This is a genomic window from Leisingera sp. UBA4491, from assembly GCF_002388965.1.
Taxonomy (GTDB): domain Bacteria; phylum Pseudomonadota; class Alphaproteobacteria; order Rhodobacterales; family Rhodobacteraceae; genus Leisingera; species Leisingera aquaemixtae.
In genome coordinates this window covers 174,659-200,289 of the sequence record NZ_DGNN01000016.1, presented here as the reverse complement: position 1 = coordinate 200,289, position 25,631 = coordinate 174,659, and the positions used below count along the sequence as shown (strand labels likewise).

Genomic DNA, 25,631 nt, shown 5'->3' with positions numbered 1-25,631 from the left:
CCGCAGCCGCACCTCAACCGCTTTGCGTCAGGTGTTGATACAGCTCGTCGCCTGTGCCGCCTGCGCCTCAGTGACATTCAGTCCCGGCTGCACCATGCGCAGAACCGTCGCCCCAGCCCCATGGCCCAGAAACTCCGTACGCACCCGGTATTCCCCGGTGATGCCCGCAGCCGCGATACAACCGGGGATCTTGGCGTCCGTTGCTGCCAGCTGGCCTCCGATGCGGTCGTGGTCGGTGGCTGTCATACAGCCCGCCAGCACGGTCAGCACGCCCGCGGCAAGTCCCATCAGTTTCATGCCCGAACTCCAATGCCAGCGAAAAACATACCCCCGGTTTCGCAGGAAACCGGGGGCCATGCAAATTTCATTGCGCGGGGCGGCGGATCCTTGCGGATCAGCCCTGCCGCGATCAGACGGTGCGCTCGATCATCATCTTCTTGATATGCGCAATCGCCTTGGCCGGGTTCAGGCCCTTGGGGCAGGTTTTGGCGCAGTTCATAATGGTGTGGCAGCGGTACAGCTTGAACGGGTCTTCCAGCTGGTCCAGACGCTCGGGCGTGGCTTCGTCCCGGCTGTCGATAATCCAGCGATAGGCGTGCAGCAGCGCGGCAGGCCCCAGGTAACGGTCGCCGTTCCACCAGTAGCTCGGGCAAGAGGTCGAACAGCTGGCGCACATCACGCACTCATAAAGCCCATCGAGCTTCTTGCGGTCTTCGATGGACTGCTTCCACTCTTTCGCCGGTCGGTTGGTCTTGGTCTCCAGCCAGGGCATGATCGAGGCGTGCTGCGCATAGAAATGGGTGAGGTCCGGGATCAGGTCCTTGACCACCGGCATATGCGGCAGCGGGTAGATCGCCACATCGCCCTTGATCTCATCCATGCCATAGATACAGGCCAGCGTGTTGATGCCGTCGATGTTCATCGCGCAGGAGCCGCAGATCCCCTCGCGGCAGGAGCGGCGGAAGGTCAGGGTCGGGTCGATCTCGTTCTTGATCTTGATCAGCGCGTCCAGAACCATTGGGCCGCAGCTGTCCATGTCGACGAAATAGGTGTCGACCTGCGGGTTTTTGCCGTCATCCGGGTTCCAGCGGTAGATCTTGAACTTGCGCACATTGCTGGCGCCCTCCGGCTTGGGCCAGGTTTTGCCGGTGGTGATCTTGGAGTTCTTCGGGAGGCTGAATTGAACCATGATCTGTCTCCTTAGAACGTCCGCGCCTTGGGCGCGATTTTGGCGAGGCTGATGCCGCCTTCAGCTTCGGTCGACAGCGGGTCGGTGATCACCGGGCGGTAGGACAGATCAACCTTGTTGCCCTCCACGCGGGACACGGTGTGGACACGCCAGTTCTCGTCGTCGCGGGAGGTGAAGTCCTCATGCGCGTGGGCGCCGCGGCTTTCCTTGCGGGCTTCGGCGCCCACGATGGTGGCCAGCGCGTTCGGCATCAGGTTGGTCAGCTCCAGCGTCTCCATCAGGTCGGAGTTCCAGACCAGCGAGCGGTCGGTCACCTTGAGGTCATCGAGCTTGGCCGCGATCGCGGTCATCTTCTCAACGCCTTCCGCCATGGTCTTGGAGGTGCGGAACACCGCCGCGTCGGCCTGCATGCACTTCTGCATTTCCAGCCGCAGATCCGCGGTCGGGATGCCGCCCTTGGCGTTGCGCAGGGTGTCGAACCGATCGAACGCCTTGTCGACGGAGGCCTGGTTCAGCACCGGGTTTGCCGCCTCCGGGTCCACGACCTTGCCCGCGCGGATGGCGGAGGCACGGCCAAAGACCACCAGGTCGATCAGCGAGTTGGAGCCAAGCCGGTTGGCGCCATGCACAGAGGCGCAGCCCGCCTCGCCCACGGCCATCAGGCCCGGCACCACAGCGGTCGGATCATCCGCAGTCGGGTTCAGCACTTCGCCCCAGTAGTTCGTGGGAATGCCGCCCATGTTGTAGTGCACGGTGGGCAGAACCGGGATCGGCTCCTTGGTGACATCCACGCCGGCAAAGATCTTGGCGCTTTCGGAGATGCCCGGCAGCCGTTCCGCCAGCGCCTCTGCCGGCAGGTGGGAGAGGTTCAGGTGGATATGATCGCCCTCGGCGCCCACACCGCGGCCTTCGCGGATCTCCATGGTCATGGAGCGGCTGACGTAGTCGCGCGGCGCCAGATCCTTGTACTGGGGCGCATAGCGCTCCATGAAGCGTTCGCCTTCGGAGTTGGTGAGGTAGCCGCCCTCGCCCCGCGCGCCCTCGGTGATCAGGCAGCCGGAGCCGTAGATGCCGGTCGGGTGGAACTGCACGAACTCCATGTCCTGCAGCGCCAGGCCTGCCCGCGCCACCATGCCGCCGCCGTCGCCGGTGCAGGTATGCGCCGAGGTGGCAGAGAAATACGCACGGCCGTAACCGCCGGTCGCCAGGACAACCATCTTGGCGTTGAAGACATGCATGGTGCCGTCGTCCAGCTTCCAGCAGACAACGCCCTGGCACTGCCCGTCCTCGGACATGATCAGGTCGATGGCGAAATACTCGATATAGAATTCCGCGTTGTTCTTCAGCGACTGGCCGTAAAGCGTGTGCAGGATCGCGTGGCCGGTCCGGTCAGCGGCGGCGCAGGTGCGCTGCACCGCGGGGCCTTCACCGAACTCGGTGGTGTGGCCGCCGAACGGGCGCTGATAGATCTTGCCCTCTTCGGTGCGCGAGAAGGGCACGCCGTAATGCTCCAGCTCGTAAACCGCCTTGGGAGCCTCGCGCGCGAGGTATTCCATCGCGTCGGTGTCGCCCAGCCAGTCGGAGCCCTTGACGGTGTCATACATGTGCCACTGCCAGCTGTCCGGGCCCATGTTGCCCAGGGACGCAGCGATGCCGCCCTGCGCCGCCACCGTGTGGGAGCGGGTCGGGAACACCTTGGTCACACAGGCGGTGCGCAGACCCTGTTCCGCCATGCCCAGCGTCGCACGGAGGCCAGCCCCGCCGGCGCCAACCACGACCACGTCATATTCATGTGTTTCGTATTCGTAAGCAGCCATTGATGGAAACCTCGGAGCGTTACAGGGCCAGGCGGATCAGCGCATAGGCGCTGGTCGCGGCGACGGCATAAGACAGGCATTTGACCAGGATGATCGCCAGGCGGCCTTTCAGGCCATGGACATAGTCCTCGATCATGATCTGGGCGCCGGATTTAAAGTGCATCATGCCCACCCACATGGTCAGCACGGCCACCAGTGCCGGGAACGGGCGGGAGTAATAGGCGGTGATCTCCTCGTAAGAGCCGCCCAGCGCAGAGCCGAAGGTGAAGACAAACAGCGGCACCAGGATCAGCAGCGCCACTGCGCTCACCTGCATCGACCAATGGTGCGCGGTTCCGGATTTTGCAGCGCCCATGCCAACGGCGCGTTTGCGGTCAGTCAGATATCGCATCGCGTGTGTCCTTTGAGCTTAGACGATGATAATGGTGAGGACGGTCAGAACCGCCGAGCCGATCACCACGATCCAGCCCAGCTTCTCGGCCTGCTCCAGGTCCAGCATCATGCCGTTGTCCCAGATCAGGTGCCGGATGCCGGCCAGCGTGTGATACCACAGGCCCAGCACCGACAGCGTCATCACCAGATCACCGAACCAGCTGGTCAGCAGGCCGTTGGCGGTGGCAAAGTAGTCGGCAGAGGTTGCCGCGGCCAGGAACCACCAGGCGATCAGCAGCGCGGAAACGATCAGCGCGTTGCCGGTGATCCGCGTCAGGATCGACGTCACGGAGGTCAGCTGCGGGCGATAGACCTGCAAATGCGGCGAAAGCGGGCGGTTGCCCCGATTGACATCGGCCATGTTGGCTCCTTTTCAGGTTGGCTGACGACGTTTTAGCCGATTTTTACGGCGTGTCACCCGACCGAACGGTTAAAAACAGCAGGTTTCCGTGCTGTTGGCGCTAAAACGTCACGTGTTGTGATCACAGCAAATATTTAGTGATCACAAAACACCTTTTTGGAAATCTTTTGCAGAATCACAGCCCTTTCTGCAAATCACTGCAAAGCTGCCACGGTCCCGGCATCCCTATGCGGTGCCATGGCCGTCTGCCGCGCCACCTCCCGCACCAGCTTCTTGCGGATGCGCGACGGGTAATCGGCAAAGCTGGCGGCCGTTACCACAAAAGCCCCCTCGCCGCGGATCACGTTTTCAAAGAAATAGGCGGTCAGGTCCGGCTCGCTCTGTTCGATGGCAATGGCGTTCACGGTCACACCCAGCGCAGACAGCGCGCCATGCGCCTCGCGCGGCTCGACCCCCTCGTTGGAAAACCCGTCGCCGGAAATGTCGATCACCCTGCGCGTGCACTCCGGCACCGCGGCAAACTGCTCCACCGCCAGAAACAGCGCCTCGCCCACAGCGGTGGAGTAATTGCGCCAGGGCCGCGGCGCCTGTTCGATCCGCTGCGCCAGCGCCTCGGCATCGGTAAAACTACGCACCTCGGCCCAGGGCAGCGTCACCTCCTGGCGCGACTGGCCGGACCACTGCATCAGCAGCACCCGGGCGCGCGCCTTGACCAGCGCCTCGGACACCACCCCGTCGCGCAGGCCCGCTGCCAGCCCGTCCATCTGAATGCGGTATTCCTCGGCATCGACAGAACCGGAGACGTCTACGGCCAGCACCAATGCCAGATCGCAGGCCGCTGCGCGCAGCGGCCAGAGGGAGAGCGTGGAGAATACCAGAAGCTGCAAAACCCGCATGAAGCCAGCTTAAGCGGCAATCGCACCAAGGGTCATCCCTTTTCTGTCGGCCCCCTGTTCCCCTGGCTGCAAATATCCTGGGGGTGAGCGCCAAGGGCGCGAGGGGGCAAAGCCCCCTTCCCGGTCACTTCGGCATCAAGGCCCAGTAATCCAGATCCAGCAGCACATCCGGCAGGTACTTGCCGTCTTCGCCCTTCAGCTCAAACGGCGCGCCGCCCTTGGCCGCCACCAGCCGCAGCCGGATCGCACCAACGCCCGGCGCGTTTGTGTCGGCCTTGTCCAGCACCTCCGACCAGGCCCGCACGGTCATGCCCGACAGGCAGGGGTTGGCATGCGCCCCGCCGTTCAGGCCGACGATCATCTGCGCGTTGGCGAGGCCATTGAACGACAGCGTCCGCGCCAGGGAGATCACATGACCGCCGTAGATCAGCCTTGTGCCATCGGGGCGCGCGGTATTGTCGAAATGCACCTTGGCGGTGTTCTGCCACAGGCGGGTCGCCATCATATGCTCGGCTTCCTCGATGGTGACGCCGTCCACATGGTCGATAGTCTCGCCCGCCTCGTAATCGCCCCAGCGGTGCGGTTCGCCCGCCAGGGTGAAATCGTAATTGCTGAAATCCAAGCCCGCCGGGATTGCCAGCTGCTCCGCCGGGATCACCTTGTTCAGCTCCGGGATCACCGTCTCCGGCGCCGGCGCCTCCAGGTCGCGTTTGCGCACCATGACCCAGCGCACATATTCCATCACGCATTCATCGCGCTGGTTCAGACCGCGGGTGCGCACATAGACGACGCCAGACTTGCCGTTGGAATTCTGCTTGAGGCCGATCACCTCGGATTCCGAGCGCAGCGTGTCGCCGGGATACACCGGCAACAGCCAGCGCCCCTCGGCATAGCCGAGGTTCGCCAGCGCATTAAGGGAGATGTCCGGCACCGTCTTGCCGAACACAACGTGGAAGGCCGCCAGATCATCCAGCGGCGCCGAGGGCAGACCACAGGCCCGGGCAAATTCATCCGAAGAATAGAGCGTATGGCGCGCCGGGTAGAGCGCATGATACAGCGCGCGCTCGCCGCCCGACACCGTGCGGGGCACTGCATGGCGGATCACTTCGCCGACGGTATAGTCTTCGAAAAACCGGCCCGGATTGGTCTTGGCCATCAGTGTTCTCCCAGTTTGGTCTCAGGGGTGTAGGTTCCGTCCACCTCTTTCACCACCGCCTGGCCGCAGCGCATGATCCCCTTGACGGGATCGAAGGCCTGGGTCGGGCTGCCGTGCAGCTCCCAGCCCTTGTTCAGCGCATCGGTCACCTTGTGGCAGAAGGCAGAGGTGTCGTCCTCGGACAAAAATCGGTACAGTTTCATGGTGTCCTCTCCTGCTGTGGGCTCATCCCGGAAACGGCGACGGCCCGATCAGCCCGTGGACGTAGCCGATCACCGCCAGCAGCACAATCGAGGCCAGGAAGAACATCCCGTCCTTGGCGAGCGTGCCCTTGGGACCCGGCTGCCACTCCGGCTCGGACCGGTTGATCACGATGACCTCAGCCACCGCCCAGGCCAGCAGCCCGCCGAACAGGATGATCGAGGCCAGATCGCCATTGACCAGGAGATGCGCCACCGCCCACAGCTTGAAGCCTGCCAGCATCGGATGGCGCATGCCATTGAGCAGCGCGCCTTTCTTGGGCGCCGGGCTCATCATCCAGATGGCGATCAGCACCAGCAGGTTGTTGATATGCACCATGAAGGAGGGCGGCGCCCACACGTGGATGAAGTCCATCCCGCGGTAGCCCAGCACCATCAGCACGATGCCGGCAATCAGCACCAGCGCCACCGCGCCGCGCCCGGCATTACCCATCGCGGCGCGCATGTCCGGCGCCGCACGTTTGAACAGGTGGCCGCCCCACCACAGCAGAAGTCCCAGGATCAAAAGCGCCATATCAGCCCCTCTTAGATGTTAAACTTGTTAACACCTATGCGGAAAGCGCGGCGATTGCATCCGCTTTTGCCAGGATCTCACGCGCCGTCGCCACATGCAGGTTCTCGACTATCTTGCCGTCGACCACGGCAACACCCTGGCCTGCGGCCTGCGCCTCTTCAAACGCGGCAATCTGGCGGCGGGAGGTGTCGATCTCGCGTTCGGTCGGGGCAAAGGCGGCATTGGCCACCTCCACCTGCGCCGGGTGGATCAGGGTCTTGCCGTCAAAGCCCATGTCGCGGCCCTGTGCGCATTCCGCAGCCAGCCCCTCAACGTCCTTGAAGGCATTATAGACGCCATCGACGATCACCAGCCCCTCGGCCTTGGCCGCCAGCAGGCACAGGCCGAGCCCCGCCATCATCGGCAGCCGGTCCGGGCGGTAACGGGTCTGCAGCTCCTTGGCGAGGTCATTGGTGCCCATCACCATGCCCTGCAGCTTGGGGTGCGCGGCGATGGCAGCGGCATTCAGCATCCCGCGCGGCGTCTCCATCATCGCCCACAGCGGGATGTCCCCGGTGATATCTGCCAGCGCGTCCAGATCGGCAGGGGAGTTCACCTTGGGCAGCAGAATCGCGTCGCAATCCATCTTGGCCGCCGCAACCGCATCCTCGCGGCCCCATTCGGTGTCCAGCCCGTTGATCCGCACGATCTTCATCCGCGCGCCAAAGCCGCCCGCCTCCAGCGCCTGCGCCAGGGTCGCGCGGGCATTGGGCTTTTCATCCACCGACACCGCGTCTTCCAGATCAAAGATCACCGCGTCCACCGGCAGGGTCTTGGCCTTCTCCAGGGCGCGCGGCTTGGAGCCGGGAATATACAAAACCGAACGGTAAGGGCGCGCGCGCGGGTCCATGCAAGCTCTCCTGAAGTTATTTTATTGCGTAAAGCGGTACAGATTCGATTGTATACTTTCAAGTACAATTCCGCCGCAGCGCAGCGTAAACTTCCCCGCAATCGCAGCAAGCCTCTGATAAAGCGTGTGCTTTTACGGCGCACGCTGGGTTAACCACTTATCAGCACCTGACAGGCACAGTTAAGGGTACCACGGCACAGGATCTCCGCCGCCCCTCAGGGCCGCCCCTGCTGCCCGCAGGCATGGGGCCTGCAGCACGAATTGCGTCACACACCGGCCCGCTCAGGGATACGGGGGCTGCCGTCCGGCGCCCTGCTCTGTCCGGCCGTTCCGGAAAGGGTAAAACGGGATGAAAAGGACAACACTTGCACTGCCGGCGGCCCTGGCCGCCCTGACACTGGCCGCAGCCCCCGCTGCCGCGCAAAGCCGCAACTGCGCCCCACGCGACACGGTGGTCAAACGCCTGGCGGAGAAATACGGCGAAAGCCGCCAAAGCATAGGGATGGGCCAGCAGGGCATGGTGATGGAGACCTTTGCGTCGGACGAAACCGGCAGCTGGACCATCACCGTGACCACTCCCAACGGCATGACCTGCCTGGTCGCCTCCGGCCAGTCCTATGAAGTGCTCGCAGAAGCATTGCCAAACACAGACAGCGACGTCTGAGCAGGTATTGAGGCAGGTTTCCAGGCTGCGGTGACAGCGGCCGGGGCCGCCGCGGCGGGCTGCGCCTGAAGGGGGCTTCAGGCCAGCCCGTCCCAGATCAGCTTGCTGCCGGTCACCACAAGCAGCACATAGGTCAGCGCAAAGAACCAGCGCTCCGGAATGCCGTGATGCAGCTTCACCCCCAGCCAGGCGCCGAGCAGCGCAAAGGGCGCCAGCATCAGATCCAGCATCAGCGTTTCACGTGTGAACATCCCCAGCCCGGCATAAGGCACCGCCTTGGCAATGTTGATCGCCCAGAAAATCAGCACCGTGCTGGCCTGGTATTCAGTCTTCCGCAACTTGAGGCTGAGGAGATAGACCGCGGCAGGTGGCCCGCCCGCATGGCTGACAAAGCTGGTGAAGCCCACCGCCAGCCCCGCGGCAAGACCCGCCGCGCGCGGCAGCGGCCGCGCCGCCGCGGCCCGCAGGCCCAGCCGGGCGCGCAGCTGCCACAGCACAAACCCCACCGCCACCGCGCCGATCAGCACCCGCATCGCATCAGCATCAACAAGGGTATAGAGCCACGCCCCCAGCGCCACCCCCGGCAGACCGCCCGCGATCAGCAGCAGCGCGGCGTTCAGATTCCAGCGGCCCCAGTAGGGTTTAAGCGCGGCAACATCGATCAGCATCAAAAGCGGCAGCATCAGCGCCAGCGCCATGCCCGGCTCCACCACCAATGCCAGAATCGCCGCCGATGCAAAGGCCGCGCCGGACCCGAAACCGCCCTTGGAGACGCCCGCAAAAACGACCGCAGGAATGGCAAAAACGAAAAACATCGCATCAAACGCCGCCATAGCCCGCCCCTGAAAGCCCTGAATTAAAGACCGTTTAGCGGTACCACCTCGGCATACGGAAGTATACCGCACCCTATGCCGCAGCGCAGAACCCTTGCACGGCCCGGGTTTACGCCGTAGGCATCAGGAAATTTCAACCGGACCGGAGACATTTTCCAATGGCACGACCCAAAATCGCCCTCATCGGCGCAGGTCAGATCGGCGGCACCCTCGCGCACCTCGCAGCCCTCAAGGAACTGGGCGACGTTGTTCTCTTCGACATCGCCGAAGGCATCCCCGAAGGCAAGGCGCTGGACATCGCCGAATCCGGTCCGTCGGAAGGCTTCGACGCCTCCCTCAAGGGCACCCAGTCCTATGAGGACATCGCAGGCGCCGATGTCTGCATCGTGACCGCAGGCGTGCCGCGCAAGCCGGGCATGAGCCGCGACGACCTGCTGGGCATCAACCTCAAGGTGATGAAATCGGTGGGTGAAGGCATCCGCGACCACGCGCCGGACGCCTTTGTGATCTGCATCACCAACCCGCTGGACGCGATGGTCTGGGCCTTGCGCGAATTCTCCGGCCTGCCCCACAACAAGGTCTGCGGCATGGCCGGCGTGCTGGACTCCGCCCGCTTCCGCCACTTCCTGGCCGAGGAATTCGGCGTCTCCATGAAAGACGTCACCGCCTTCGTGCTGGGCGGCCATGGCGACACCATGGTGCCGTCTGTGCGCTACTCCACCGTGGCCGGCATCCCGCTGCCCGACCTGGTCAAGATGGGCTGGACCACCCAGGACAAGCTCGACGCCATCGTGCAGCGCACCCGTGACGGCGGCGCCGAGATCGTCGGCCTGCTGAAAACCGGCTCCGCCTTCTATGCGCCGGCGACATCGGCGATCGAAATGGCCGAGGCCTACCTGAAAGACCAGAAGCGCGTGCTGCCCTGCGCCGCCTACTGCACCGGCGAAATCGGCGTCAAAGACATGTACGTGGGCGTGCCCACCGTGATCGGCGCCGGCGGCATCGAGAAGATCGTCGACATCCAGCTGACCGAAGAAGAGCAGACCATGTTCGACAACTCGGTCAATGCGGTGAAGGGTCTGGTCGAGGCCTGCAAGGGCATCGACAGCTCGCTGGCGTAAGCGCCGAAGCAACCCGGCATTCAAGGGGCCCGCGTCTGGCGGGCCCTTTTTTATTGCCGCAGCGTCCCCGGTCCGGCGGCTGACGCTTTTGGTCTATGATGCGGCGGGCACAGCCCCTGGGCCCAGCCTCGAATCACCGCCGTTAAGCCTCCGGTAAATTGTGATCACACCCCCAAAACCTGTGATCACAAAACCTGAAAATCTTCCCCATTTCCCTGCTTCCCGTCAAATAAGCCTTTAACACTTGGCTTTAACACGGCCTATTGAACGACAGACAATTGCAGCCAGACGGGACAGTTTCAGATGAACATCCACGAATATCAGGCCAAAGCCCTTCTTCGCAGCTACGGCGCGCCGGTGTCCGACGGACGCGTGGTTCTGCGGGCCGAGGAAGCCAAAACCGCCGCCGGTGAGCTCGACGGCCCGCTGTGGGTCGTGAAGGCACAGATCCATGCAGGCGGCCGCGGCAAAGGCTCCTTCAAGGAAGCCGATGCCGGCGAGAAAGGCGGCGTGCGCCTGACCAAATCGGTGGAGGAAGCTGCCGAAGAAGCCAAGAAGATGCTGGGCCGCACTCTGGTCACCCATCAGACCGGCCCCGCGGGCAAGCAGGTGAACCGCATCTACATCGAGGCCGGCTCCGGCATCGAGCGCGAGCTGTACCTGGCTCTGCTGGTGGACCGCCAGACTTCGCGCATCTCTTTTGTCTGCTCCACCGAGGGCGGCATGGACATCGAGGAAGTGGCCGCTGCGACCCCTGAAAAGATCCTGTCCTTCTCCGTGGACCCGGCCACCGGCTACCAGCCCTACCACGGCCGCCGCATCGCGTTCTCGCTGGGCCTCGAAGGCCAGCAGGTCAAGCAGTGCGTCAAGCTGATGGGCCAGCTCTACAAAGCCTTCGTCGAGAAGGACATGGAGATGCTGGAGATCAACCCGCTGATCATCGCCGATGACGGCAACCTCAAGGTGCTGGACGCCAAGGTCGGCTTTGACGGCAACGCGGTCTACCGCCACGCCGACGTGGCAGAGCTGCGCGACACCACCGAGGAAGACCCCAAAGAGCTGGAAGCCTCCAAGTACGACCTGAACTACATCGCGCTCGACGGTGAGATCGGCTGCATGGTGAACGGTGCGGGCCTGGCGATGGCCACCATGGACATCATCAAGCTCTACGGCGCGGAGCCTGCCAACTTCCTCGACGTGGGCGGCGGCGCCACCAAGGAGAAGGTGACCGAGGCGTTCAAGATCATTACCTCGGACGAAAACGTCAAAGGCATCCTCGTGAACATCTTCGGCGGCATCATGCGCTGCGACGTGATCGCCGAGGGCGTGGTTGCCGCGGTCAAGGAAGTCGGCCTGAAGGTGCCGCTGGTGGTCCGTCTCGAGGGCACCAACGTCGAGAAGGGCAAGGAGATCATCAACACCTCCGGCCTGGACGTGATCGCCGCCGACAACCTGAAAGACGGCGCCGAGAAAATCGTGAAGGCAGTGAAGGGCTAAAGGCGTGAAACCGGCCCTGCTCCTAGCAGCTCTGACGGTGGCACTGGCCGCCGGATGCGGCAGCCAAGGGCTGGGGCCGGATGCCTACGAGCTTGCCAATATCAGGGGTAGCAATATCGTGCCGAAGAGCAGCCCGACAGCCTTTGTCAAAGCTTTTGACAAATTCTGCGCCAAGGGACCGCGCGACCCGCAGTCGGCTGATCGTCTGCTGCGGGCATCCAGCTACGTGCCTTTGCCGCGGAAAGCACGAAATGACGGACGAATCTACGTGGTCGATGACAAACGACCCGCGGTTGGGCTTTCCAGTCAAGGCTGCATGGTTCAAGCCTATTCCAGAACAGGTCAGACAGAACGGGTACGTCGCTACGTCGCCGCGAATTTCCCGTCTGCGACACCGGTCACAGCGAACCTTCTAGCCCGCCACAAGCTTGAACAAGCTTGGGTCATCTCTGGCGATCAGCACGGTATCGTTGCAACCCGCCGGACACTGGATGGTGGCAACCATAGCAGCTACACGCTGCTGCTCTACCGGACTAACGGCCCCGTACAGTGGAATTCGCCCCAATGAAAGCCGCCGTCTACCTCATAGGCTTGCAGCAGGCCACCGGCCGGGCAGCGCTGATGCAGCAGGAGCTGGATCAGGCCGGGCTTTCGGCTGTGCGCATTGATGCGGTAGACAGTACCCAAGTCAGCCGCGAGGAAATGCTCAGGCAGTGCCGGCCTGAGGGCAACTGGGGCTATTTCCAGACCAAGGACATGGCCTGCACCCTCAGCCATGCCAAGGCCTGGGAGGCGTTTCTGAGATCAGATGCCGATGTGGCGCTGATCCTGGAAGATGACGTCTTTTTGTCGCCCGACACCGGTGCCTGGCTGGCGGATCTGTCCTGGTGGCCTGCAGACGCCGGCATCGTCAAGTTTGAACGCTGGCGGGCCAACAGGCTGCAGGTGGCGCTTGGCAAGGATGGTTTCACCCATCTGGGCCGCGAGGTGCGGCAGATGCTGTCCCGCCACGCCGGCGGGGCGGCTTACGTGATCTCGCGCAAGGCTGCACAGCACCTGCTGGACAGCCGCCCGTTCTGCATCACGCTCGACAACCTGCTGTTCAACTTCGACGCCTCGCTGCCTGCACGGGGCATCACCGTCTACCAGGTCCAGCCCGCATTGGCCGAACAGGGCAATGAGGCACCGGGCGAGGTTGGCGTCGGCCCGCCACGCCACCGGCCCAGGGGCTGGCCGCTGATCCGCCAGAAACTCCGGCGCGGAATCTGTGAATTCCGCGGCGGCTTCCGAATACTTCCCCATGTGGTCCTGGGGCGGGCCACCCTCGAAAAAATCCGCTTCGACGGCCAGGCACTGGCCACCCCGCAGACCCAACACACACATACCGCTTGAAGGAACCGAAACATGGCAGTCCTCATCGACGAAAACACCAAGGTCATCTGTCAGGGCTTTACTGGCTCGCAAGGCACTTTCCACTCCGAACAGGCCATCGCCTACGGCACCAAGATGGTTGGCGGCGTGACCCCCGGCAAAGGTGGCCAGACCCACCTGAACCTGCCGGTCTTCAACTCCGTGCACGAAGCCAAGCACGTGACCGAGGCCAATGCCACGGTGATCTACGTGCCGCCGCCGTTTGCCGCCGACTCGATCCTGGAAGCGATCGACGCCGAGATGGAAGTGATCGTGGCCATCACCGAGGGCATCCCGGTTCTGGACATGATGAAGGTGAAACGGGCACTGGAGAACTCCAAGTCGATCTTGATCGGCCCGAACTGCCCCGGCGTGATTACGCCCGATGCCTGCAAGATCGGCATTATGCCCGGCCACATCCACAAGCGCGGCACCGTCGGGGTTGTATCGCGCTCCGGCACGCTTACCTACGAGGCCGTGAAACAGACAACCGACGTTGGCCTGGGCCAGTCCACCTGCGTCGGCATCGGCGGCGACCCGATCAAGGGCACAGAGCATATCGACGTCTTGGAATGGTTCCTGGCGGATGACGAAACCGAGAGCATCATCATGATCGGCGAAATCGGCGGCTCTGCCGAGGAAGAGGCCGCGCAGTTCCTGGCCGATGAGGCCAAGAAGGGCCGCAAGAAGCCGGTTGCAGGCTTCATTGCCGGCCGCACCGCCCCTCCGGGCCGCCGCATGGGCCACGCGGGCGCGATTGTCGCCGGCGGCAAGGGCGGCGCCGAGGACAAGATCGAAGCGATGAAATCCGCAGGCATCGTGGTCGCCGAAAGCCCGGCCGGCCTGGGTGAAGCGGTGCTGAAAGCGATCGGCAAGTAAGATGTCCTGGTTGCGCGTTCCTCAAAAGAAAAACACCCGCCAATCGGCGAGTGAGGAGGAATGCGCACTCCATTCCGCAGGTGACCCTTTTTGGGTCGCAGCATCATTGGCTCGCAGAATAGCAAACTCCCATCCTGCGAGTTCATTCCGCGAATTGCCTGTAGAAGATCTTCAAGAAGCCGGGTTTACGCGTGACGACGACCCCGTTTGGCAGGCAATTATGAGGGACGCGGTCTACTATGCAGACGAGCATTTGCTGCCGAATGTCCGTGGAAGATTGCTAAAGGACATCACCGACGAGAACAATCCCAGCTCACACCGGACGCGGAAGTCGAATCCGACGGAAGGCAATGCAACGTCACGACAGTTCCTCAGTGATTTTGAAGACCCGGGCAGTTCGCTATGGCGGGACAAATGTGGCAAGACACTTGCTCTGTTGAAGCCCAATACTGAGCGAACTGTCTCCGGTGAGGCTTTTGCATGGGTAATTTCTTTGCATGACTATTCCAGTTCGGAAACCCGAAACAATGCTGAGAAACTGGAAACCTTCGGGCTCGCATCCTCTTTGTCAGATACTGAAGCGAACTCAGTTTCGGACTGCATTCTGTTAACGGAGGGCAACTCCTGCCACGGAGAAAAGATGCTGTTTGGGCGAATGACAAAGGGATTACCCCGAGAGCACTCCAATGTTGCAATGAAAGCCGCCGCCTTCGGAGATCCCTCCGGATATTATCAAAGCATCAATTCACTGCCATCATTGTTCGTGTGGGTTGAGCACAACTATATCGCAGCTTGAAAAGACCGCCAGTCTGTAAAGGCCGAATGACATGACCGATCAAAGCCCCAACGACCTCTTCCACGCCTCCTCTTTCATGCAGGGGCACAATGCGGAGTATCTGGAGCAGCTCTATGCCCAGTACGCCAATGATCCGAACGCGGTGGATGCCGCCTGGGCGGAGTTTTTCCGCCAGATGGGCGATGCCGAGCTGGACGTGAAGGCCGAGGCCACCGGCCCCTCCTGGGCGCGCAAGGACTGGCCGCCGGCACTGGATGATGATCTGACCGGCGCGCTGACCGGTGAATGGCCGGCCCCGGCCGAAGCCAAGGGCGCGGGCAAGAAGATCCGCGACAAGGCCGCCGCCAAGGGTGTTGAGCTGACCGACGATCAGGTGCAGCGCGCGGTGCTGGATTCGATCCGCGCCCTGATGCTGATCCGCGCCTACCGGATCCGCGGCCATCTGGCGGCAGACCTCGACCCGCTGGGCATGCGCGCCGCCACCCCGCACCCCGAGCTGGACCCGAAATCCTACGGCTTCACCGGCGCCGACATGGACCGGCCGATCTTCATCGACAACGTGCTGGGCCTGCAGGTCGCGACCATGCGCCAGATCGTCGAGATCGTGAAGCGCACCTACTGCGGAACCTTCGCGCTGCAGTACATGCACATCTCCGACCCCGAGCAATCCGCCTGGCTGAAGGAGCGGATCGAGGGCTACGACAAGGAAATCACCTTCACCCGCGAAGGCCGCAAGGCAATCCTCAACAAGATGGTCGAGGCCGAGGGCTTCGAGAAGTTCCTGCACGTCAAATACACCGGCACCAAGCGGTTCGGCCTGGATGGCGGCGAGAGCCTGATTCCGGCGATGGAGCAGATCATCAAGCGCGGCGGCGCCCTTGGCGTCCGCGACATCGTCATCGGCATGCCGCACCGCGGCCGCCTGTCGGTGCTCGCCAATGTGATGCAGAAGCCCTACCGCGCCATTTTCAACGAATTCCAGGGCGGCAGCTTCAAGCCCGAGGACGTGGACGGCTCCGGCGACGTGAAATACCACCTCGGCGCCTCCTCCGACCGGGAATTCGACGGCAACAGCGTGCACCTCAGCCTGACCGCCAACCCCTCGCACCTGGAGGCGGTGAACCCGGTGGTGCTGGGCAAGGTCCGCGCCAAGCAGGACCAGCTGGGCGACGGCGAGCGCACCCAGGTGCTGCCGATCCTGTTGCACGGCGATGCCGCCTTTGCCGGCCAGGGCGTGGTGGCGGAATGCTTCGCGCTGTCCGGCCTGCGCGGCCACCGCACCGGCGGCACCATGCATATCGTGGTGAACAACCAGATCGGTTTCACCACCGCACCGCATTTCTCGCGCTCCTCCCCCTACCCCACCGACAACGCGCTGGTGGTTGAGGCGCCGATCTTCCACGTGAACGGCGACGACCCGGAGGCAGTGGTGCACGCCGCCAAGGTGGCCACCGAATTCCGCCAGAAGTTCCACAAGGATGTGGTCATCGACATCTTCTGCTACCGCCGCTTCGGTCACAACGAAGGCGACGAGCCGATGTTCACCAACCCTTTGATGTACAAGAAGATCAAGGGCCACAAGACCACCCTGACGCTCTACACCGACCGGCTGGTCAAGGACGGGCTGATCCCCGAGGGCGAGATCGAGGACATGAAGGCCGCCTTCCAGGCCCATCTGAACGAGGAATTCGAGGCCGGCAAGGATTATAAGCCCAACAAGGCCGACTGGCTGGACGGGCGCTGGTCGCACCTCAACAAAAAAGACGCCGACTACCAGCGCGGCAGCACCGCCATTGCGCCGGAAACCATGGCCGAAATCGGCACCTCCCTCAGCCGGGTGCCGGACGGCTTCCCGCTGCACCGCACGGTGGGCCGCTTCCTGGACGCCCGCGGCAAGATGTTCGAGACCGGCGAAGGCTTTGACTGGGCCACCGGCGAGGCGCTGGCCTTCGGCTCGCTGCTGCTGGAAGGCTACCCGGTGCGCCTGGCGGGCCAGGACGCCACCCGCGGCACCTTCTCGCAGCGCCATTCCGGCATCGTCGACCAGGAGACCGAGGAACGCTACTACCCGCTCAACAACATCCGCGCGGGCCAGTCCCAGTACGAGGTGATCGACTCGGCGCTGAGCGAATACGCGGTGCTGGGCTTTGAGTACGGCTACTCGCTGGCCGAACCCAACGCGCTGACCCTGTGGGAAGCCCAGTTCGGCGATTTTGCCAACGGCGCCCAGATCATGTTCGACCAGTTCATTTCGTCCGGCGAGTCCAAATGGCTGCGGATGTCGGGCCTGGTCTGCCTGCTGCCGCACGGGTTCGAGGGCCAGGGGCCGGAGCACTCCTCCGCCCGCCTCGAACGCTTCCTGCAGATGTGCGGCCAGGACAACTGGATCGTCGCCAACTGCACCACGCCGGCGAACTATTTCCACATCCTGCGCCGCCAGCTGCACCGCACCTTCCGCAAGCCGCTGATCCTGGTGACCCCGAAATCGCTGCTGCGCCACAAGCTGGCGGTCAGCAGCACCGAGGACTTCACCACCGGCTCCAGCTTCCACCGGGTGCTGTGGGATGACGCGCAGAAGGGCAACTCCGACACCCAGCTGGTTGCGGACTCCAAGATCAAGCGCGTCGTGATGTGCTCGGGCAAAGTCTATTACGACTTGCTGGAAGAACGCGACGCCCGTGGCATCGACGATATCTACCTGATGCGGGTGGAGCAGTTCTACCCGTTCCCGGCGATCTCGATGGTGAAGGAGCTGGAACGCTTCAAGGGGGCCGAGATGATCTGGTGCCAGGAAGAACCCAAGAACCAGGGGGCCTGGACCTTCATCGAGCCCAACATCGAATGGGTGCTGACCCGGATCGGCGCCAAGCACACAAGGCCGATCTACGTTGGCCGCGCCACCTCGGCCTCGCCTGCAACCGGCCTGGCCAGCGAACACAAAGCCCAACAAGCAGCCCTCGTGAACGAAGCGCTGAGCATCTGAGGATAAAGAGACATGACAACCGAAGTCCGCGTACCCACCCTGGGCGAATCCGTGACCGAGGCCACCGTGGCCACCTGGTTCAAGAAACCCGGCGACTCCGTCAATGCCGATGAAATGCTCTGCGAGCTGGAAACCGACAAGGTGACCGTCGAGGTGCCCTCGCCCGCGGCCGGCACCCTGGGCGAAATCGTGGCCGGCGAAGGCGAAACCGTCGGCGTCGATGCGCTGCTGGCCACCCTGACCGAGGCCAACGGCACCGCCGCAGCCCCGGCCGCAGCGGAAACCAAGGCCGCGGCAGCACCGGCTCCGTCTGATGCGTCCTCCGGCGGCGGCAGCGCCCCGGTGCCGGTCATGGTCCCCGCGCTTGGCGAGTCGGTCTCCGAGGCGACCGTCTCCTCCTGGTTCAAGAAGGTGGGCGACAGCGTCGCGCAGGACGAGATGCTGTGCGAGCTGGAGACCGACAAGGTGTCCGTCGAAGTGCCCGCGCCCGCGGCCGGCGTGCTGACCGAAATCCTGGCCGAAGAAGGCGCAACTGTGAACGCAGGCGGCAAGCTGGCGGTCATGTCGGCGGGTGAAGCCGGCGCTGCGGGCGGCACGGATGCCGGACCCGCCGCAGAAGCTGACGGCGCGACCCGCACCGGACAGGGCACAGGCGCCAAAAACGCCCCCTCGGCGGAAAAGGCAATGGCGGAAGCCGGCATTGACGCCAGCCAGGTCAAGGGCACCGGGCGCGACGGGCGCATCATGAAGGAAGACGTCGCGGCCGCCCTCGCCGCTGCCAAATCCGCACCGGCGTCTGCCCCGGCGCCTGCCCAGGTGCGCGGCCCGGTCACTGCGGATGACGCCGCGCGCGAGGAGCGGGTCAAGATGACCCGCCTGCGCCAGACCATCGCCAAGCGCCTGAAGGACGCCCAGAACACCGCCGCGATCCTGACCACCTACAACGAGGTGGACATGACCGAGGTGATGGCGCTGCGGAACCAGTACAAGGACCAGTTCGAGAAGAAGCACGGCGTCCGCCTAGGCTTCATGTCGTTCTTCACCAAGGCCTGCTGCCACGCGCTGAAGGAAGTGCCCGAGGTCAACGCCGAGATCGACGGCACCGACATCGTCTACAAGAACTTCGTGCATATGGGCGTCGCCGCGGGCACTCCACAGGGCCTGGTGGTGCCGGTGATCCGCGACGCGGATGCGATGTCCTTTGCCGAGATCGAAAAGGCGATCGCCGAGAAGGGCAAGCGCGCCCGTGACGGCAAGCTCAGCATGGCGGAAATGCAGGGCGGCACCTTCACCATCTCCAACGGCGGCGTCTACGGCTCGCTGATGTCATCGCCGATCCTGAACCCGCCGCAGTCAGGTATTCTGGGCATGCACAAGATCCAGGACCGCCCGATGGTGATCAACGGCGAGATCAAGATCCGCCCGATGATGTACCTGGCGCTGAGCTATGACCACCGCATCGTCGACGGCAAAGGCGCCGTGACTTTCCTGGTCCGCGTCAAGGAAGCCCTCGAGGATCCGCGCCGCCTGCTGATGGATCTGTAAGTCAGAACCGGCTTCAGTTAAGTGGTGCAGCTTTGTCTCTAGACGTCTACCAACCATCTGAACACCGCTTCCGGTTCGCTGCTTGGGCAGCGGGCCGGGCAGCGAGCCGTCAGATGCAGGGATTCACTGGCAAAATAGCTGCCTCTTTGCTTCAAGCAACCGGCTTTAAAAATTTTTGCGACGGATCCAGCAGCTTGCCCGAACCGTCGCATTTCGATGCCTGCCACGCCCGCTGGCGGCAGCAGGTGATCGACAGCGCAGAAATAGCTGGCTTGACAGGTTTCTCCCACGGTCGAGCAGCCAAATTGATTAACGTATTTTTGAAGTCGATCTATCTAACCGACTTCCAACGCCCCGTAGAAGGTGTGCATCAAGAGCTTTCTAAGGTTGACGCCATACACCCGCCAATTGACCGAGTGCTGCTTTCTGCTCTGGAGACGTGCGGATCTCCCGGCCTGCAAATCGCCCTGCGCACATGCGGGAAATGCAGTTGGACCAAAATGGGCTCGGATACTTACCAGCACCTCATCGACGCGATCAGGGAAGAGACTGCAGGTCGCCTCTGGACGATTGAGGCTTACTGGCAAGGGTACCAATGACCCCCGAACTCACCGCCCTCACCCTCGCCGCGCTCCTGCAGGTCTTCCAGATCGCCCTGATGGCGGTGCCTGCCAACCTGGAACTTGGCCAGGGCAAGACGCTCGGCCCCCGCGACCGGGACCGGCTGGGCGGCGACTTGCAGGATCAGGTCTCCACCCGCACCGCGCGGCTCTACCGCGCGATGAACAACCACTTCGAAGGGCTGATCCTCTTCACCATCGCCTGCCTCGCGGTCACGCTGGCGGGTAAAAGCTCGCCCCTCACCGCGGCCTGTGCCTATGCCTACCTCGGCGCGCGCCTGCTCTATATTCCGGCCTATGCTTTCGGCTGGGTGCCCTGGCGCAGCCTGATCTGGAGCGTGGGCTATCTCGCCACCGCGCTCATGCTGCTGGCGGCGCTCATATGACCATTCACCTTTGCCCAAATACTCCGGGGGAGGCCCGCCAGGGCCGGGGGCAGCGCCCCCATTTCGCAAACTTCACCGTTGAAGCCGCCCTTATTGAGGGGAATCAAAGCATTCTCCAGCCGCTTCAGGGCATCCTGCCGGCACTGAGATTAAAGGAGTAACACCGATGGCAACCCACGTACTCTGGCAGGCCGATGTGGCCGATTTCGACGCCTGGCTCACCGTGTTCCGGCAGGACAAGCGCAACCGTCAGGCCTCTGGCATCACCGACATGAACGTCTGGAGCGACCCGGACAAGAAGAACCACGCCGTGGCGCTGTTCGCCATCACCGATCTGGACAAGGCCCGCGCCTTCTTCGGTTCGGAGGAACTCGCCATGCATCTTGAACGCGACGGGGTCACCAATATCTCGATCAAGATGTTGACCCCGGTCTGATCATAAAACAACCATCCCCTAGCGCGTGTTCCGGCAAACGGAACCGGGGAGAAAAGAGGAAAACCGACCCATGTCCCAATATGACGTCATCGTAATCGGCGCCGGCCCCGGCGGCTATGTCTGCGCCATCCGCTGCGCCCAGCTGGGACTGAAGACAGCTGTTGTCGAGGGCCGCGAAACCCTCGGCGGCACCTGCCTCAACGTGGGCTGCATCCCCTCCAAAGCGCTCTTGCACTCGACCCACCTGCTGCATGAGGCAGAGCACAACTTTGCCCATATGGGCCTCAAGGGCAAATCGCCATCGGTCGACTGGGACCAGATGAAGGCCTACAAGGACGAGGTGATCGGCCAGAACACCGGCGGCATCGAGTTCCTGTTCAAGAAGAACAAGATCGACTGGATCAAGGGCTGGGCCTCGATCCCGGCAGCGGGCAAGGTGCAGGTCGGCGACGACGTGCATGAGGCCAAAAACATCGTGATTGCCTCCGGCTCGGTGCCGTCCTCCATTCCGGGCGTCGAGATCGACGAGAAGATCGTGGTCTCCTCCACCGGCGCGCTGGAACTGCCGAAGATCCCCAAGAAACTGGCGGTGATCGGCGCCGGCGTGATCGGACTGGAGCTGGGCTCAGTCTATGCCCGCCTCGGCTCGGAAGTCACCGTGGTGGAATACATGGACGCGGTCTGCCCCGGCATGGACAAGGACGTGCAGCGCTCCTTCAAGCGGATCCTGGAAAAGCAGGGCCTCAACATCATCCTGGGCGCCGCGGTGCAGGGGGTCGAGACCTCCAAGACCAAGGCCAAGGTCAGGTACCAGCCCAAGAAGGGCGGCGGCGAGGAGACGCTGGACGCCGATGTGGTGCTGGTCGCGACCGGCCGCAAACCCTATGCCGAAGGGCTGGGGCTGGATGCCCTGGGGATCAAGATGACCGAGCGCGGCCAGATTGCCACCGACACCCACTGGGCCACCAACATCAAGGGCATCTATGCGATTGGCGACGTGATCGAAGGCCCGATGCTGGCGCACAAGGCCGAGGATGAGGGCATGGCGGTCGCCGAGGTGATCGCGGGCAAGCACGGCCATGTGAACTATGGCGTCATTCCGGGTGTTGTTTACACCACGCCGGAAGTGGCCACCGTGGGCGCGACCGAGGACGCGCTGAAGGCCGAGGGCAAGAAGATCAAGGTCGGCAAGTTCATGTTCATGGGCAACGCCCGCGCCAAGGCTGTGCACCAGGCCGAGGGCGGCTTCGTCAAGATCATCGCCGACAAGGAAACCGACCGCATTCTCGGCGCCGCGATCATCGGCCCGGCGGCGGGCGACCTGATCCACGAGCTTTGCGTGGCGATGGAATTCGGCGCCTCTGCCGAAGATGTGGCGCTGACCTGCCACGCGCATCCGACCTACTCCGAAGCCGTGCGCGAAGCGGCTCTGGCCTGCGGCGACGGTCCGATCCACAGCTAAGCTGGGCTGATCAGGGTACGGAAAAGGGCAGCTGGCCGCAGCTGCCCTTTTTCAATTGGCAAGGCACTCCAACCCCGCTCTACTGCCCCAAAGTTTATAACCCGCAGGAGACACCCATGCCCGTCACGTTGCAAGTCATCTACCCCGTCACAGAGGGAACCAAGTTCGACCACGCCTATTACGCAAAGACCCACATGCAGATCGTGGACCAGCACATGGGGCCGCATATCCAGTCCTCTGTGGTGGCCAAGGGACTGGCCGGCGGGCCGCATGTCCCGGCGCCGTTTTACGCCATTGCCACTTTTGTCTTTGCCGATCAGGCGGCGCTGGACGCCGCGATGCAGGCGGCGGGGCCTGCGCTGGAGGACATTCCGAACTTCACCGATGTGCGGCCGCAGATCCTGATTGGCGAGGTCATCAACTGACCGCCGCCGCGGCCCGCCGGCCGGGTTTCCCCGGGCTCAGGCCGCGCGGCGGTGAAAGTCTTCAAAGACTTTTGCCAAGGACGTCTGCACGTCCTTGACCGCCGCGCCGCCCGCTCACCACATGGTTTCGGCGGCGCGGGCGTTCCAGCTTTGATCGTATCCGGCACCGCCCTCCTCGCCTGCTGTCTGCTCCGCCAGGATGTCGCCCAGGGTCGGCAGGCCTGCGCTTTCGTCAGCACCGCTCCAGGTGCCCGCCCGCAGCATCGCGCGCGCGCATTGGGAATAGATCTCGCCGATCGAGACCACGATCACCGTGGCCGGCAGCTTGCCTTTCTTCTCGAAACGCGCGCGCAGATCCGGGTCGGCGGTCAGCCGGGCGGTGCCGTTGACCCGCACCACATTGTTCGATCCCGGCACCAGAAACATCAGTGACACCCGCCCGTCGCGCACGATGTTTCGCAAGGAGTCCAGCCGGTTGTTGCCGCGCCAGTCCGGCAGCGCCAGGGTGCCCGGGTCCAGCTCTTGCACCACCGGGCCGTCATCGCCGCGCGGGCTGTCGTCGGTCCCTTCCGGGCCGACAGAGGCCAGCATGCACAGCTTCGACGCCATGATCCACTTGCGGTAAAGCGGCGTCATCTGCCGCGCCACCTTACGTAAAGAAGGCGCTCCCGGTTCCCCGTAAAGCGCCTCTAAGTCTTCAATGCTGCTGAGGTATTGCATCTGGTTCAAATCCCGCTTCTCTCATCAATTCGTCCGAGCGCCGCTCGACCCGGTTTTCCAATTGCACCATGAATTCGTCGCGGTCCATCCCCGGCAGCATCGGCTCCAGGAACTCCACCACCGCCAGCCCCGGCTTACGGTAGATGCCGGTGCGCGGCCAGAACACGCCCACATTGGTGGCGGCCGGGACGCAGGGCTGGCTCAGGCCCTGGTACAGCACCGCGGTGCCGATCTTGTAGGGCTTGCGGGCGCCGGGCGCCACGCGGGTGCCCTGGGAGTAGATGATCAGCTGGCCCGGCTCACGGCTTTGCAGCGCCACATCCTTGACCATCTTGGCAATCGCCGCGCCGCGCTTGCCGCGGTCCACCGGCACGCAGCCCAGGCGTTTGGCATAAACCCCGATCACCGGCGTCCACATCAGCTCGCGCTTCATGATGAAGCGGGCGGACGGCACCGCGTTGAAGATGATCAGGATGTCCAGGAAGCTCTGGTGCTTGGCCGCGACGATCACCTCGCCGGAGGGCACCTGGCCGCGCACCTCGGAGCGGATGCCGACCATCCAGCGCGCGGTCCACAGCACCCAGCGGGCGTAGGACTTGCAGGCCAGCCGCGCCCCCTTGGGCGAGACTGCGGCCCAGGGGGCGAAGACCACACCCAGCACCAGCATCGCCAGATACATCTGCACCAGAAAGACCGCCGAGCGCAGCCATTGGACCGGGTTCTTCAAGACAGCTCTCCCAAACGTTTGGTGGCGGCACGGGTGGTGGCGGCAAAGGCCACCAGCGCGCCCAGCGGCGGGATCAGCAGCGGCACCAGCCAACCCCAGCCCTGAAAACCGAGGCCGGTCAGGAAACCGCCCTCATCCGAAGCTTCCGGCATCAGCCAGACCCCAATCATGCCCAGAACCACACCCGCCGCGGCGCCGGTCAGCGCCCGCAGGGTGAAGCGGCGGATGAAGGCCTGGGCGATATAGCTGTCAAGCGCGCCGACCAGCCGCAGCACCTCGATCACCTGGGCATTGGCCGCAAGCGCGGCGTTGGCCGCCAGGGTGATCATTGCCGCGGTGGCGCCGCCGATCAGCAGGATCGACACCCAGGCCAGGCGCCGCAGCGAGCGTGCCGCGTCCACCAGCGGCTCGCGCCAGCGGGTGTGATCGTCCAGCACCGCGCCGGGCACCTCGGCCTGCAGCCGCAGCCGCAGCCCCGCCGGGTCATAGCCGGGATCATCCGCGGTGACCTCGATCAGCTGCGGCAGCGGCAGGCTGCCCGCAGGCAGGCTGGAGCCGAACCAGGGCGCCAGCAGCGCCGCCTGCTCCTCGCCGCTCAGGGCTCGGGCGGTTGCGACGCCCGGCGTCTGGCGCAGGATTTCCAGCGCCGCCTCGGTCTGCGCCACGCGCTGCTCTGCCGGGGCGTTGATGCGCAGGGTGGCGGCGCGCGCCAGCTCCGAGGCCCAGCGGTCGGCCAGGCGGCCGGAGGCCATCGACAGTGCCAGGGCAAACACCGCCAGAAACCCCATCGCACCCGCCACAAACAGCGTCAGCTGGGCGGTGAAGCCGGTGGGCGGCACCACCCGGTTGGCCTGGGTGTCGCCCAGGATCAGCTTGTGCAGCTTGCTGTCGGTCATAGGTCCGCCCCCGCCAGCTGCAATTGCCGGTTGGAGATCCGCAGCACCCGCGCCTGCACCTGGTTCTTGGCGGCCCGGATCAGCGACAGGTCATGGGTGGCGACCAGGATCGTCTTGCCCATCCGGTTCAGCTCCACCAGAAGCTGCAGCAGCCGCTGCGACATCTCCCAGTCGACGTTGCCGGTGGGCTCATCCGCGATGATCACATCCGGCGACAGGATCACCGAGCGCGCCAGCGCGGCCCGCTGCCGCTCGCCGCCCGACAGCTCCGGCGGCAGCGCATGGGCGCGCTCGCTGAGGCCGACCCAGTTCAGCAGCTCATGAAGGTTGGCTTCCTCGTGGCCCAGCTCGCGGCCCGACACCAGCAGCGGCAGGGCGATGTTCTCGATCACCGGCAGATGGTCCAGGAACCGGCAGTCCTGATGCACCACGCCGACGCGGCGGCGCAGATAGGCCATCTGGTCGCGGTCCAGCCCGTGCACATCCATATTGAAGGCGCGCACCCGGCCCGAGGTCGGGGTCAGCGCGCCGTAGCAGAGTTTCAGCAGCGTCGTCTTGCCCGCGCCGGACGGCCCGGTCAGGAAGTGGAACGAGCCCGGTGCCAGCTGCACCGACACGGCATCCAGCAGCTCGCCGCCGCCGTAGTTGTAGCCCACATTTTCCAGCTCGATCACTGCCGCCCCCTGAATGCGCCCCGGTTTGGCGCCCCGGTATTTT

General features: G+C 63.9%; 29 protein-coding genes. 14 read left to right on the top strand and 15 right to left on the bottom strand.

The annotated features are described in order from the left end of the window. Window positions 1–27 precede the first annotated feature (27 nt). The 10 genes from B2P87_RS08845 to B2P87_RS08800 form a co-directional block, all read right to left on the bottom strand. Window positions 28–297, bottom strand: coding sequence for a hypothetical protein (locus B2P87_RS08845; protein ID WP_141891054.1), 270 nt, complete (start codon window positions 295–297; stop codon window positions 28–30). Between the two features lie 112 nt (window positions 298–409). After that, window positions 410–1,189 carry a succinate dehydrogenase iron-sulfur subunit gene (locus B2P87_RS08840; RefSeq protein ID WP_058285199.1) on the bottom strand — a complete coding sequence of 260 codons (780 nt, stop codon included), beginning with the start codon at window positions 1,187–1,189 and terminating at the stop codon, window positions 410–412. 11 nt (window positions 1,190–1,200) lie between these two features. Continuing rightward, on the bottom strand, window positions 1,201–3,006 hold the full coding sequence (gene sdhA / locus B2P87_RS08835; protein ID WP_141891055.1) for a succinate dehydrogenase flavoprotein subunit: 1,806 nt from the start codon (window positions 3,004–3,006) through the stop codon (window positions 1,201–1,203). A gap of 19 nt (window positions 3,007–3,025) precedes the next feature. Then, window positions 3,026–3,397 (bottom strand): succinate dehydrogenase, hydrophobic membrane anchor protein, encoded by a 372-nt coding sequence (gene sdhD / locus B2P87_RS08830; RefSeq protein ID WP_058285197.1) that lies wholly within the window; start codon window positions 3,395–3,397, stop codon window positions 3,026–3,028. An 18-nt stretch (window positions 3,398–3,415) separates the two neighbouring features. After that, complete coding sequence (gene sdhC / locus B2P87_RS08825; protein WP_058285196.1) at window positions 3,416–3,799, bottom strand: succinate dehydrogenase, cytochrome b556 subunit; 384 nt, start codon at window positions 3,797–3,799, stop codon at window positions 3,416–3,418. Window positions 3,800–3,993: 194 nt separating this feature from the next. Next, window positions 3,994–4,695, bottom strand: a complete 702-nt coding sequence (locus B2P87_RS08820) for a DUF1194 domain-containing protein (RefSeq protein ID WP_141891056.1) — start codon at window positions 4,693–4,695, stop codon at window positions 3,994–3,996. Between the two features lie 124 nt (window positions 4,696–4,819). Next, complete coding sequence (locus B2P87_RS08815) at window positions 4,820–5,851, bottom strand: MaoC family dehydratase (protein ID WP_141891057.1); 1,032 nt, start codon at window positions 5,849–5,851, stop codon at window positions 4,820–4,822. After that, a complete protein-coding gene (locus B2P87_RS08810; protein WP_019297062.1) occupies window positions 5,851–6,054 on the bottom strand; it encodes a DUF1737 domain-containing protein in 204 nt (67 codons plus the stop codon). Before B2P87_RS08810 ends, B2P87_RS08815 begins: the two co-directional genes overlap by 1 nt. A 22-nt stretch (window positions 6,055–6,076) precedes the next feature. Then, complete coding sequence (locus B2P87_RS08805) at window positions 6,077–6,625, bottom strand: NnrU family protein (RefSeq protein WP_141891058.1); 549 nt, start codon at window positions 6,623–6,625, stop codon at window positions 6,077–6,079. Between the two features lie 34 nt (window positions 6,626–6,659). Continuing rightward, window positions 6,660–7,514: an HpcH/HpaI aldolase/citrate lyase family protein gene (locus B2P87_RS08800; RefSeq protein WP_141891059.1), complete on the bottom strand. Its 855-nt coding sequence runs from the start codon at window positions 7,512–7,514 to the stop codon at window positions 6,660–6,662. A gap of 349 nt (window positions 7,515–7,863) precedes the next feature. On the opposite strand from B2P87_RS08800, the gene B2P87_RS08795 reads away from it, so the two are divergent. Beyond that, window positions 7,864–8,178: a hypothetical protein gene (locus B2P87_RS08795; protein ID WP_058285191.1), complete on the top strand. Its 315-nt coding sequence runs from the start codon at window positions 7,864–7,866 to the stop codon at window positions 8,176–8,178. A gap of 77 nt (window positions 8,179–8,255) precedes the next feature. Here the strand turns inward: B2P87_RS08795 and B2P87_RS08790 are convergent, their stop codons facing one another. Beyond that, the gene (locus B2P87_RS08790) at window positions 8,256–9,011 is read right to left on the bottom strand and encodes a sulfite exporter TauE/SafE family protein (protein WP_141891060.1); all 756 of its coding nucleotides are present in this window, start codon (window positions 9,009–9,011) and stop codon (window positions 8,256–8,258) included. Between the two features lie 158 nt (window positions 9,012–9,169). On the opposite strand from B2P87_RS08790, the gene mdh reads away from it, so the two are divergent. The 13 genes from mdh (at window position 9,170) to B2P87_RS08725 (ending at window position 22,571) form a co-directional block, all read left to right on the top strand. After that, window positions 9,170–10,132 carry a malate dehydrogenase gene (gene mdh, locus B2P87_RS08785; RefSeq protein ID WP_008557495.1) on the top strand — a complete coding sequence of 321 codons (963 nt, stop codon included), beginning with the start codon at window positions 9,170–9,172 and terminating at the stop codon, window positions 10,130–10,132. A 303-nt stretch (window positions 10,133–10,435) separates the two neighbouring features. Further along, window positions 10,436–11,629 carry an ADP-forming succinate--CoA ligase subunit beta gene (sucC, locus tag B2P87_RS08780; RefSeq protein WP_141891061.1) on the top strand — a complete coding sequence of 398 codons (1,194 nt, stop codon included), beginning with the start codon at window positions 10,436–10,438 and terminating at the stop codon, window positions 11,627–11,629. 37 nt (window positions 11,630–11,666) lie between these two features. After that, window positions 11,667–12,197 carry a hypothetical protein gene (locus B2P87_RS08775; RefSeq protein WP_141891062.1) on the top strand — a complete coding sequence of 177 codons (531 nt, stop codon included), beginning with the start codon at window positions 11,667–11,669 and terminating at the stop codon, window positions 12,195–12,197. Further along, the gene (locus tag B2P87_RS08770) at window positions 12,194–13,021 is read left to right on the top strand and encodes a glycosyltransferase family 25 protein (protein WP_141891063.1); all 828 of its coding nucleotides are present in this window, start codon (window positions 12,194–12,196) and stop codon (window positions 13,019–13,021) included. Before B2P87_RS08775 ends, B2P87_RS08770 begins: the two co-directional genes overlap by 4 nt. A 12-nt stretch (window positions 13,022–13,033) precedes the next feature. Next, on the top strand, window positions 13,034–13,918 hold the full coding sequence (sucD, locus tag B2P87_RS08765) for a succinate--CoA ligase subunit alpha (protein ID WP_141891064.1): 885 nt from the start codon (window positions 13,034–13,036) through the stop codon (window positions 13,916–13,918). A 1-nt stretch (window position 13,919) separates the two neighbouring features. Next, window positions 13,920–14,714 (top strand): hypothetical protein, encoded by a 795-nt coding sequence (locus B2P87_RS08760; RefSeq protein ID WP_141891065.1) that lies wholly within the window; start codon window positions 13,920–13,922, stop codon window positions 14,712–14,714. Window positions 14,715–14,745: 31 nt separating this feature from the next. Then, the gene (locus B2P87_RS08755; RefSeq protein WP_141891066.1) at window positions 14,746–17,697 is read left to right on the top strand and encodes a 2-oxoglutarate dehydrogenase E1 component; all 2,952 of its coding nucleotides are present in this window, start codon (window positions 14,746–14,748) and stop codon (window positions 17,695–17,697) included. Window positions 17,698–17,709: 12 nt separating this feature from the next. Next, complete coding sequence (gene odhB, locus B2P87_RS08750) at window positions 17,710–19,242, top strand: 2-oxoglutarate dehydrogenase complex dihydrolipoyllysine-residue succinyltransferase (RefSeq protein WP_141891067.1); 1,533 nt, start codon at window positions 17,710–17,712, stop codon at window positions 19,240–19,242. 146 nt (window positions 19,243–19,388) lie between these two features. Then, the gene (locus B2P87_RS08745; RefSeq protein ID WP_286852452.1) at window positions 19,389–19,841 is read left to right on the top strand and encodes a hypothetical protein; all 453 of its coding nucleotides are present in this window, start codon (window positions 19,389–19,391) and stop codon (window positions 19,839–19,841) included. Next, complete coding sequence (locus B2P87_RS08740) at window positions 19,838–20,248, top strand: MAPEG family protein (RefSeq protein WP_141891069.1); 411 nt, start codon at window positions 19,838–19,840, stop codon at window positions 20,246–20,248. Before B2P87_RS08745 ends, B2P87_RS08740 begins: the two co-directional genes overlap by 4 nt. A 166-nt stretch (window positions 20,249–20,414) precedes the next feature. Continuing rightward, window positions 20,415–20,684, top strand: coding sequence for a hypothetical protein (locus B2P87_RS08735; RefSeq protein ID WP_058285181.1), 270 nt, complete (start codon window positions 20,415–20,417; stop codon window positions 20,682–20,684). A 70-nt stretch (window positions 20,685–20,754) separates the two neighbouring features. Beyond that, on the top strand, window positions 20,755–22,146 hold the full coding sequence (gene lpdA, locus B2P87_RS08730) for a dihydrolipoyl dehydrogenase (RefSeq protein ID WP_141891070.1): 1,392 nt from the start codon (window positions 20,755–20,757) through the stop codon (window positions 22,144–22,146). 116 nt (window positions 22,147–22,262) lie between these two features. Further along, window positions 22,263–22,571 carry an EthD family reductase gene (locus B2P87_RS08725; RefSeq protein ID WP_141891071.1) on the top strand — a complete coding sequence of 103 codons (309 nt, stop codon included), beginning with the start codon at window positions 22,263–22,265 and terminating at the stop codon, window positions 22,569–22,571. Between the two features lie 114 nt (window positions 22,572–22,685). On the opposite strand, the gene B2P87_RS08720 is transcribed toward B2P87_RS08725, so the two are convergent. Genes B2P87_RS08720 through B2P87_RS08705 form a run of 4 tightly spaced genes read right to left on the bottom strand, consistent with a single transcriptional unit; the run spans window position 22,686 to window position 25,588 of the window. Then, window positions 22,686–23,291 carry a pyridoxamine 5'-phosphate oxidase family protein gene (locus B2P87_RS08720; RefSeq protein ID WP_141892103.1) on the bottom strand — a complete coding sequence of 202 codons (606 nt, stop codon included), beginning with the start codon at window positions 23,289–23,291 and terminating at the stop codon, window positions 22,686–22,688. Then, window positions 23,269–24,018: a lysophospholipid acyltransferase family protein gene (locus tag B2P87_RS08715; protein ID WP_141891072.1), complete on the bottom strand. Its 750-nt coding sequence runs from the start codon at window positions 24,016–24,018 to the stop codon at window positions 23,269–23,271. Before B2P87_RS08715 ends, B2P87_RS08720 begins: the two co-directional genes overlap by 23 nt. Further along, window positions 24,015–24,914, bottom strand: coding sequence for a cell division protein FtsX (locus B2P87_RS08710; RefSeq protein WP_058285176.1), 900 nt, complete (start codon window positions 24,912–24,914; stop codon window positions 24,015–24,017). Before B2P87_RS08710 ends, B2P87_RS08715 begins: the two co-directional genes overlap by 4 nt. Beyond that, entirely contained in the window at window positions 24,911–25,588 is a 678-nt protein-coding gene (locus B2P87_RS08705; RefSeq protein WP_058285256.1) for a cell division ATP-binding protein FtsE, read from the bottom strand. Before B2P87_RS08705 ends, B2P87_RS08710 begins: the two co-directional genes overlap by 4 nt. Window positions 25,589–25,631 lie beyond the last annotated feature (43 nt).

Bases quoted from the DNA above. Each gene is read 5' to 3' on its own strand.
- B2P87_RS08845 (WP_141891054.1), bottom strand. From the start codon at position 297: ATGAAACTGATGGGACTTGCCGCGGGCGTGCTGACCGTGCTGGCGGGC.
- B2P87_RS08840 (WP_058285199.1), bottom strand. From the start codon at position 1,189: ATGGTTCAATTCAGCCTCCCGAAGAACTCCAAGATCACCACCGGCAAA.
- sdhA (WP_141891055.1), bottom strand. From the start codon at position 3,006: ATGGCTGCTTACGAATACGAAACACATGAATATGACGTGGTCGTGGTT.
- sdhD (WP_058285197.1), bottom strand. From the start codon at position 3,397: ATGCGATATCTGACTGACCGCAAACGCGCCGTTGGCATGGGCGCTGCA.
- sdhC (WP_058285196.1), bottom strand. From the start codon at position 3,799: ATGGCCGATGTCAATCGGGGCAACCGCCCGCTTTCGCCGCATTTGCAG.
- B2P87_RS08820 (WP_141891056.1), bottom strand. From the start codon at position 4,695: ATGCGGGTTTTGCAGCTTCTGGTATTCTCCACGCTCTCCCTCTGGCCG.
- B2P87_RS08815 (WP_141891057.1), bottom strand. From the start codon at position 5,851: ATGGCCAAGACCAATCCGGGCCGGTTTTTCGAAGACTATACCGTCGGC.
- B2P87_RS08810 (WP_019297062.1), bottom strand. From the start codon at position 6,054: ATGAAACTGTACCGATTTTTGTCCGAGGACGACACCTCTGCCTTCTGC.
- B2P87_RS08805 (WP_141891058.1), bottom strand. From the start codon at position 6,625: ATGGCGCTTTTGATCCTGGGACTTCTGCTGTGGTGGGGCGGCCACCTG.
- B2P87_RS08800 (WP_141891059.1), bottom strand. From the start codon at position 7,514: ATGGACCCGCGCGCGCGCCCTTACCGTTCGGTTTTGTATATTCCCGGC.
- B2P87_RS08795 (WP_058285191.1), top strand. From the start codon at position 7,864: ATGAAAAGGACAACACTTGCACTGCCGGCGGCCCTGGCCGCCCTGACA.
- B2P87_RS08790 (WP_141891060.1), bottom strand. From the start codon at position 9,011: ATGGCGGCGTTTGATGCGATGTTTTTCGTTTTTGCCATTCCTGCGGTC.
- mdh (WP_008557495.1), top strand. From the start codon at position 9,170: ATGGCACGACCCAAAATCGCCCTCATCGGCGCAGGTCAGATCGGCGGC.
- sucC (WP_141891061.1), top strand. From the start codon at position 10,436: ATGAACATCCACGAATATCAGGCCAAAGCCCTTCTTCGCAGCTACGGC.
- B2P87_RS08770 (WP_141891063.1), top strand. From the start codon at position 12,194: ATGAAAGCCGCCGTCTACCTCATAGGCTTGCAGCAGGCCACCGGCCGG.
- sucD (WP_141891064.1), top strand. From the start codon at position 13,034: ATGGCAGTCCTCATCGACGAAAACACCAAGGTCATCTGTCAGGGCTTT.
- B2P87_RS08760 (WP_141891065.1), top strand. From the start codon at position 13,920: ATGTCCTGGTTGCGCGTTCCTCAAAAGAAAAACACCCGCCAATCGGCG.
- B2P87_RS08755 (WP_141891066.1), top strand. From the start codon at position 14,746: ATGACCGATCAAAGCCCCAACGACCTCTTCCACGCCTCCTCTTTCATG.
- odhB (WP_141891067.1), top strand. From the start codon at position 17,710: ATGACAACCGAAGTCCGCGTACCCACCCTGGGCGAATCCGTGACCGAG.
- B2P87_RS08740 (WP_141891069.1), top strand. From the start codon at position 19,838: ATGACCCCCGAACTCACCGCCCTCACCCTCGCCGCGCTCCTGCAGGTC.
- B2P87_RS08735 (WP_058285181.1), top strand. From the start codon at position 20,415: ATGGCAACCCACGTACTCTGGCAGGCCGATGTGGCCGATTTCGACGCC.
- lpdA (WP_141891070.1), top strand. From the start codon at position 20,755: ATGTCCCAATATGACGTCATCGTAATCGGCGCCGGCCCCGGCGGCTAT.
- B2P87_RS08725 (WP_141891071.1), top strand. From the start codon at position 22,263: ATGCCCGTCACGTTGCAAGTCATCTACCCCGTCACAGAGGGAACCAAG.
- B2P87_RS08720 (WP_141892103.1), bottom strand. From the start codon at position 23,291: ATGCAATACCTCAGCAGCATTGAAGACTTAGAGGCGCTTTACGGGGAA.
- B2P87_RS08710 (WP_058285176.1), bottom strand. From the start codon at position 24,914: ATGACCGACAGCAAGCTGCACAAGCTGATCCTGGGCGACACCCAGGCC.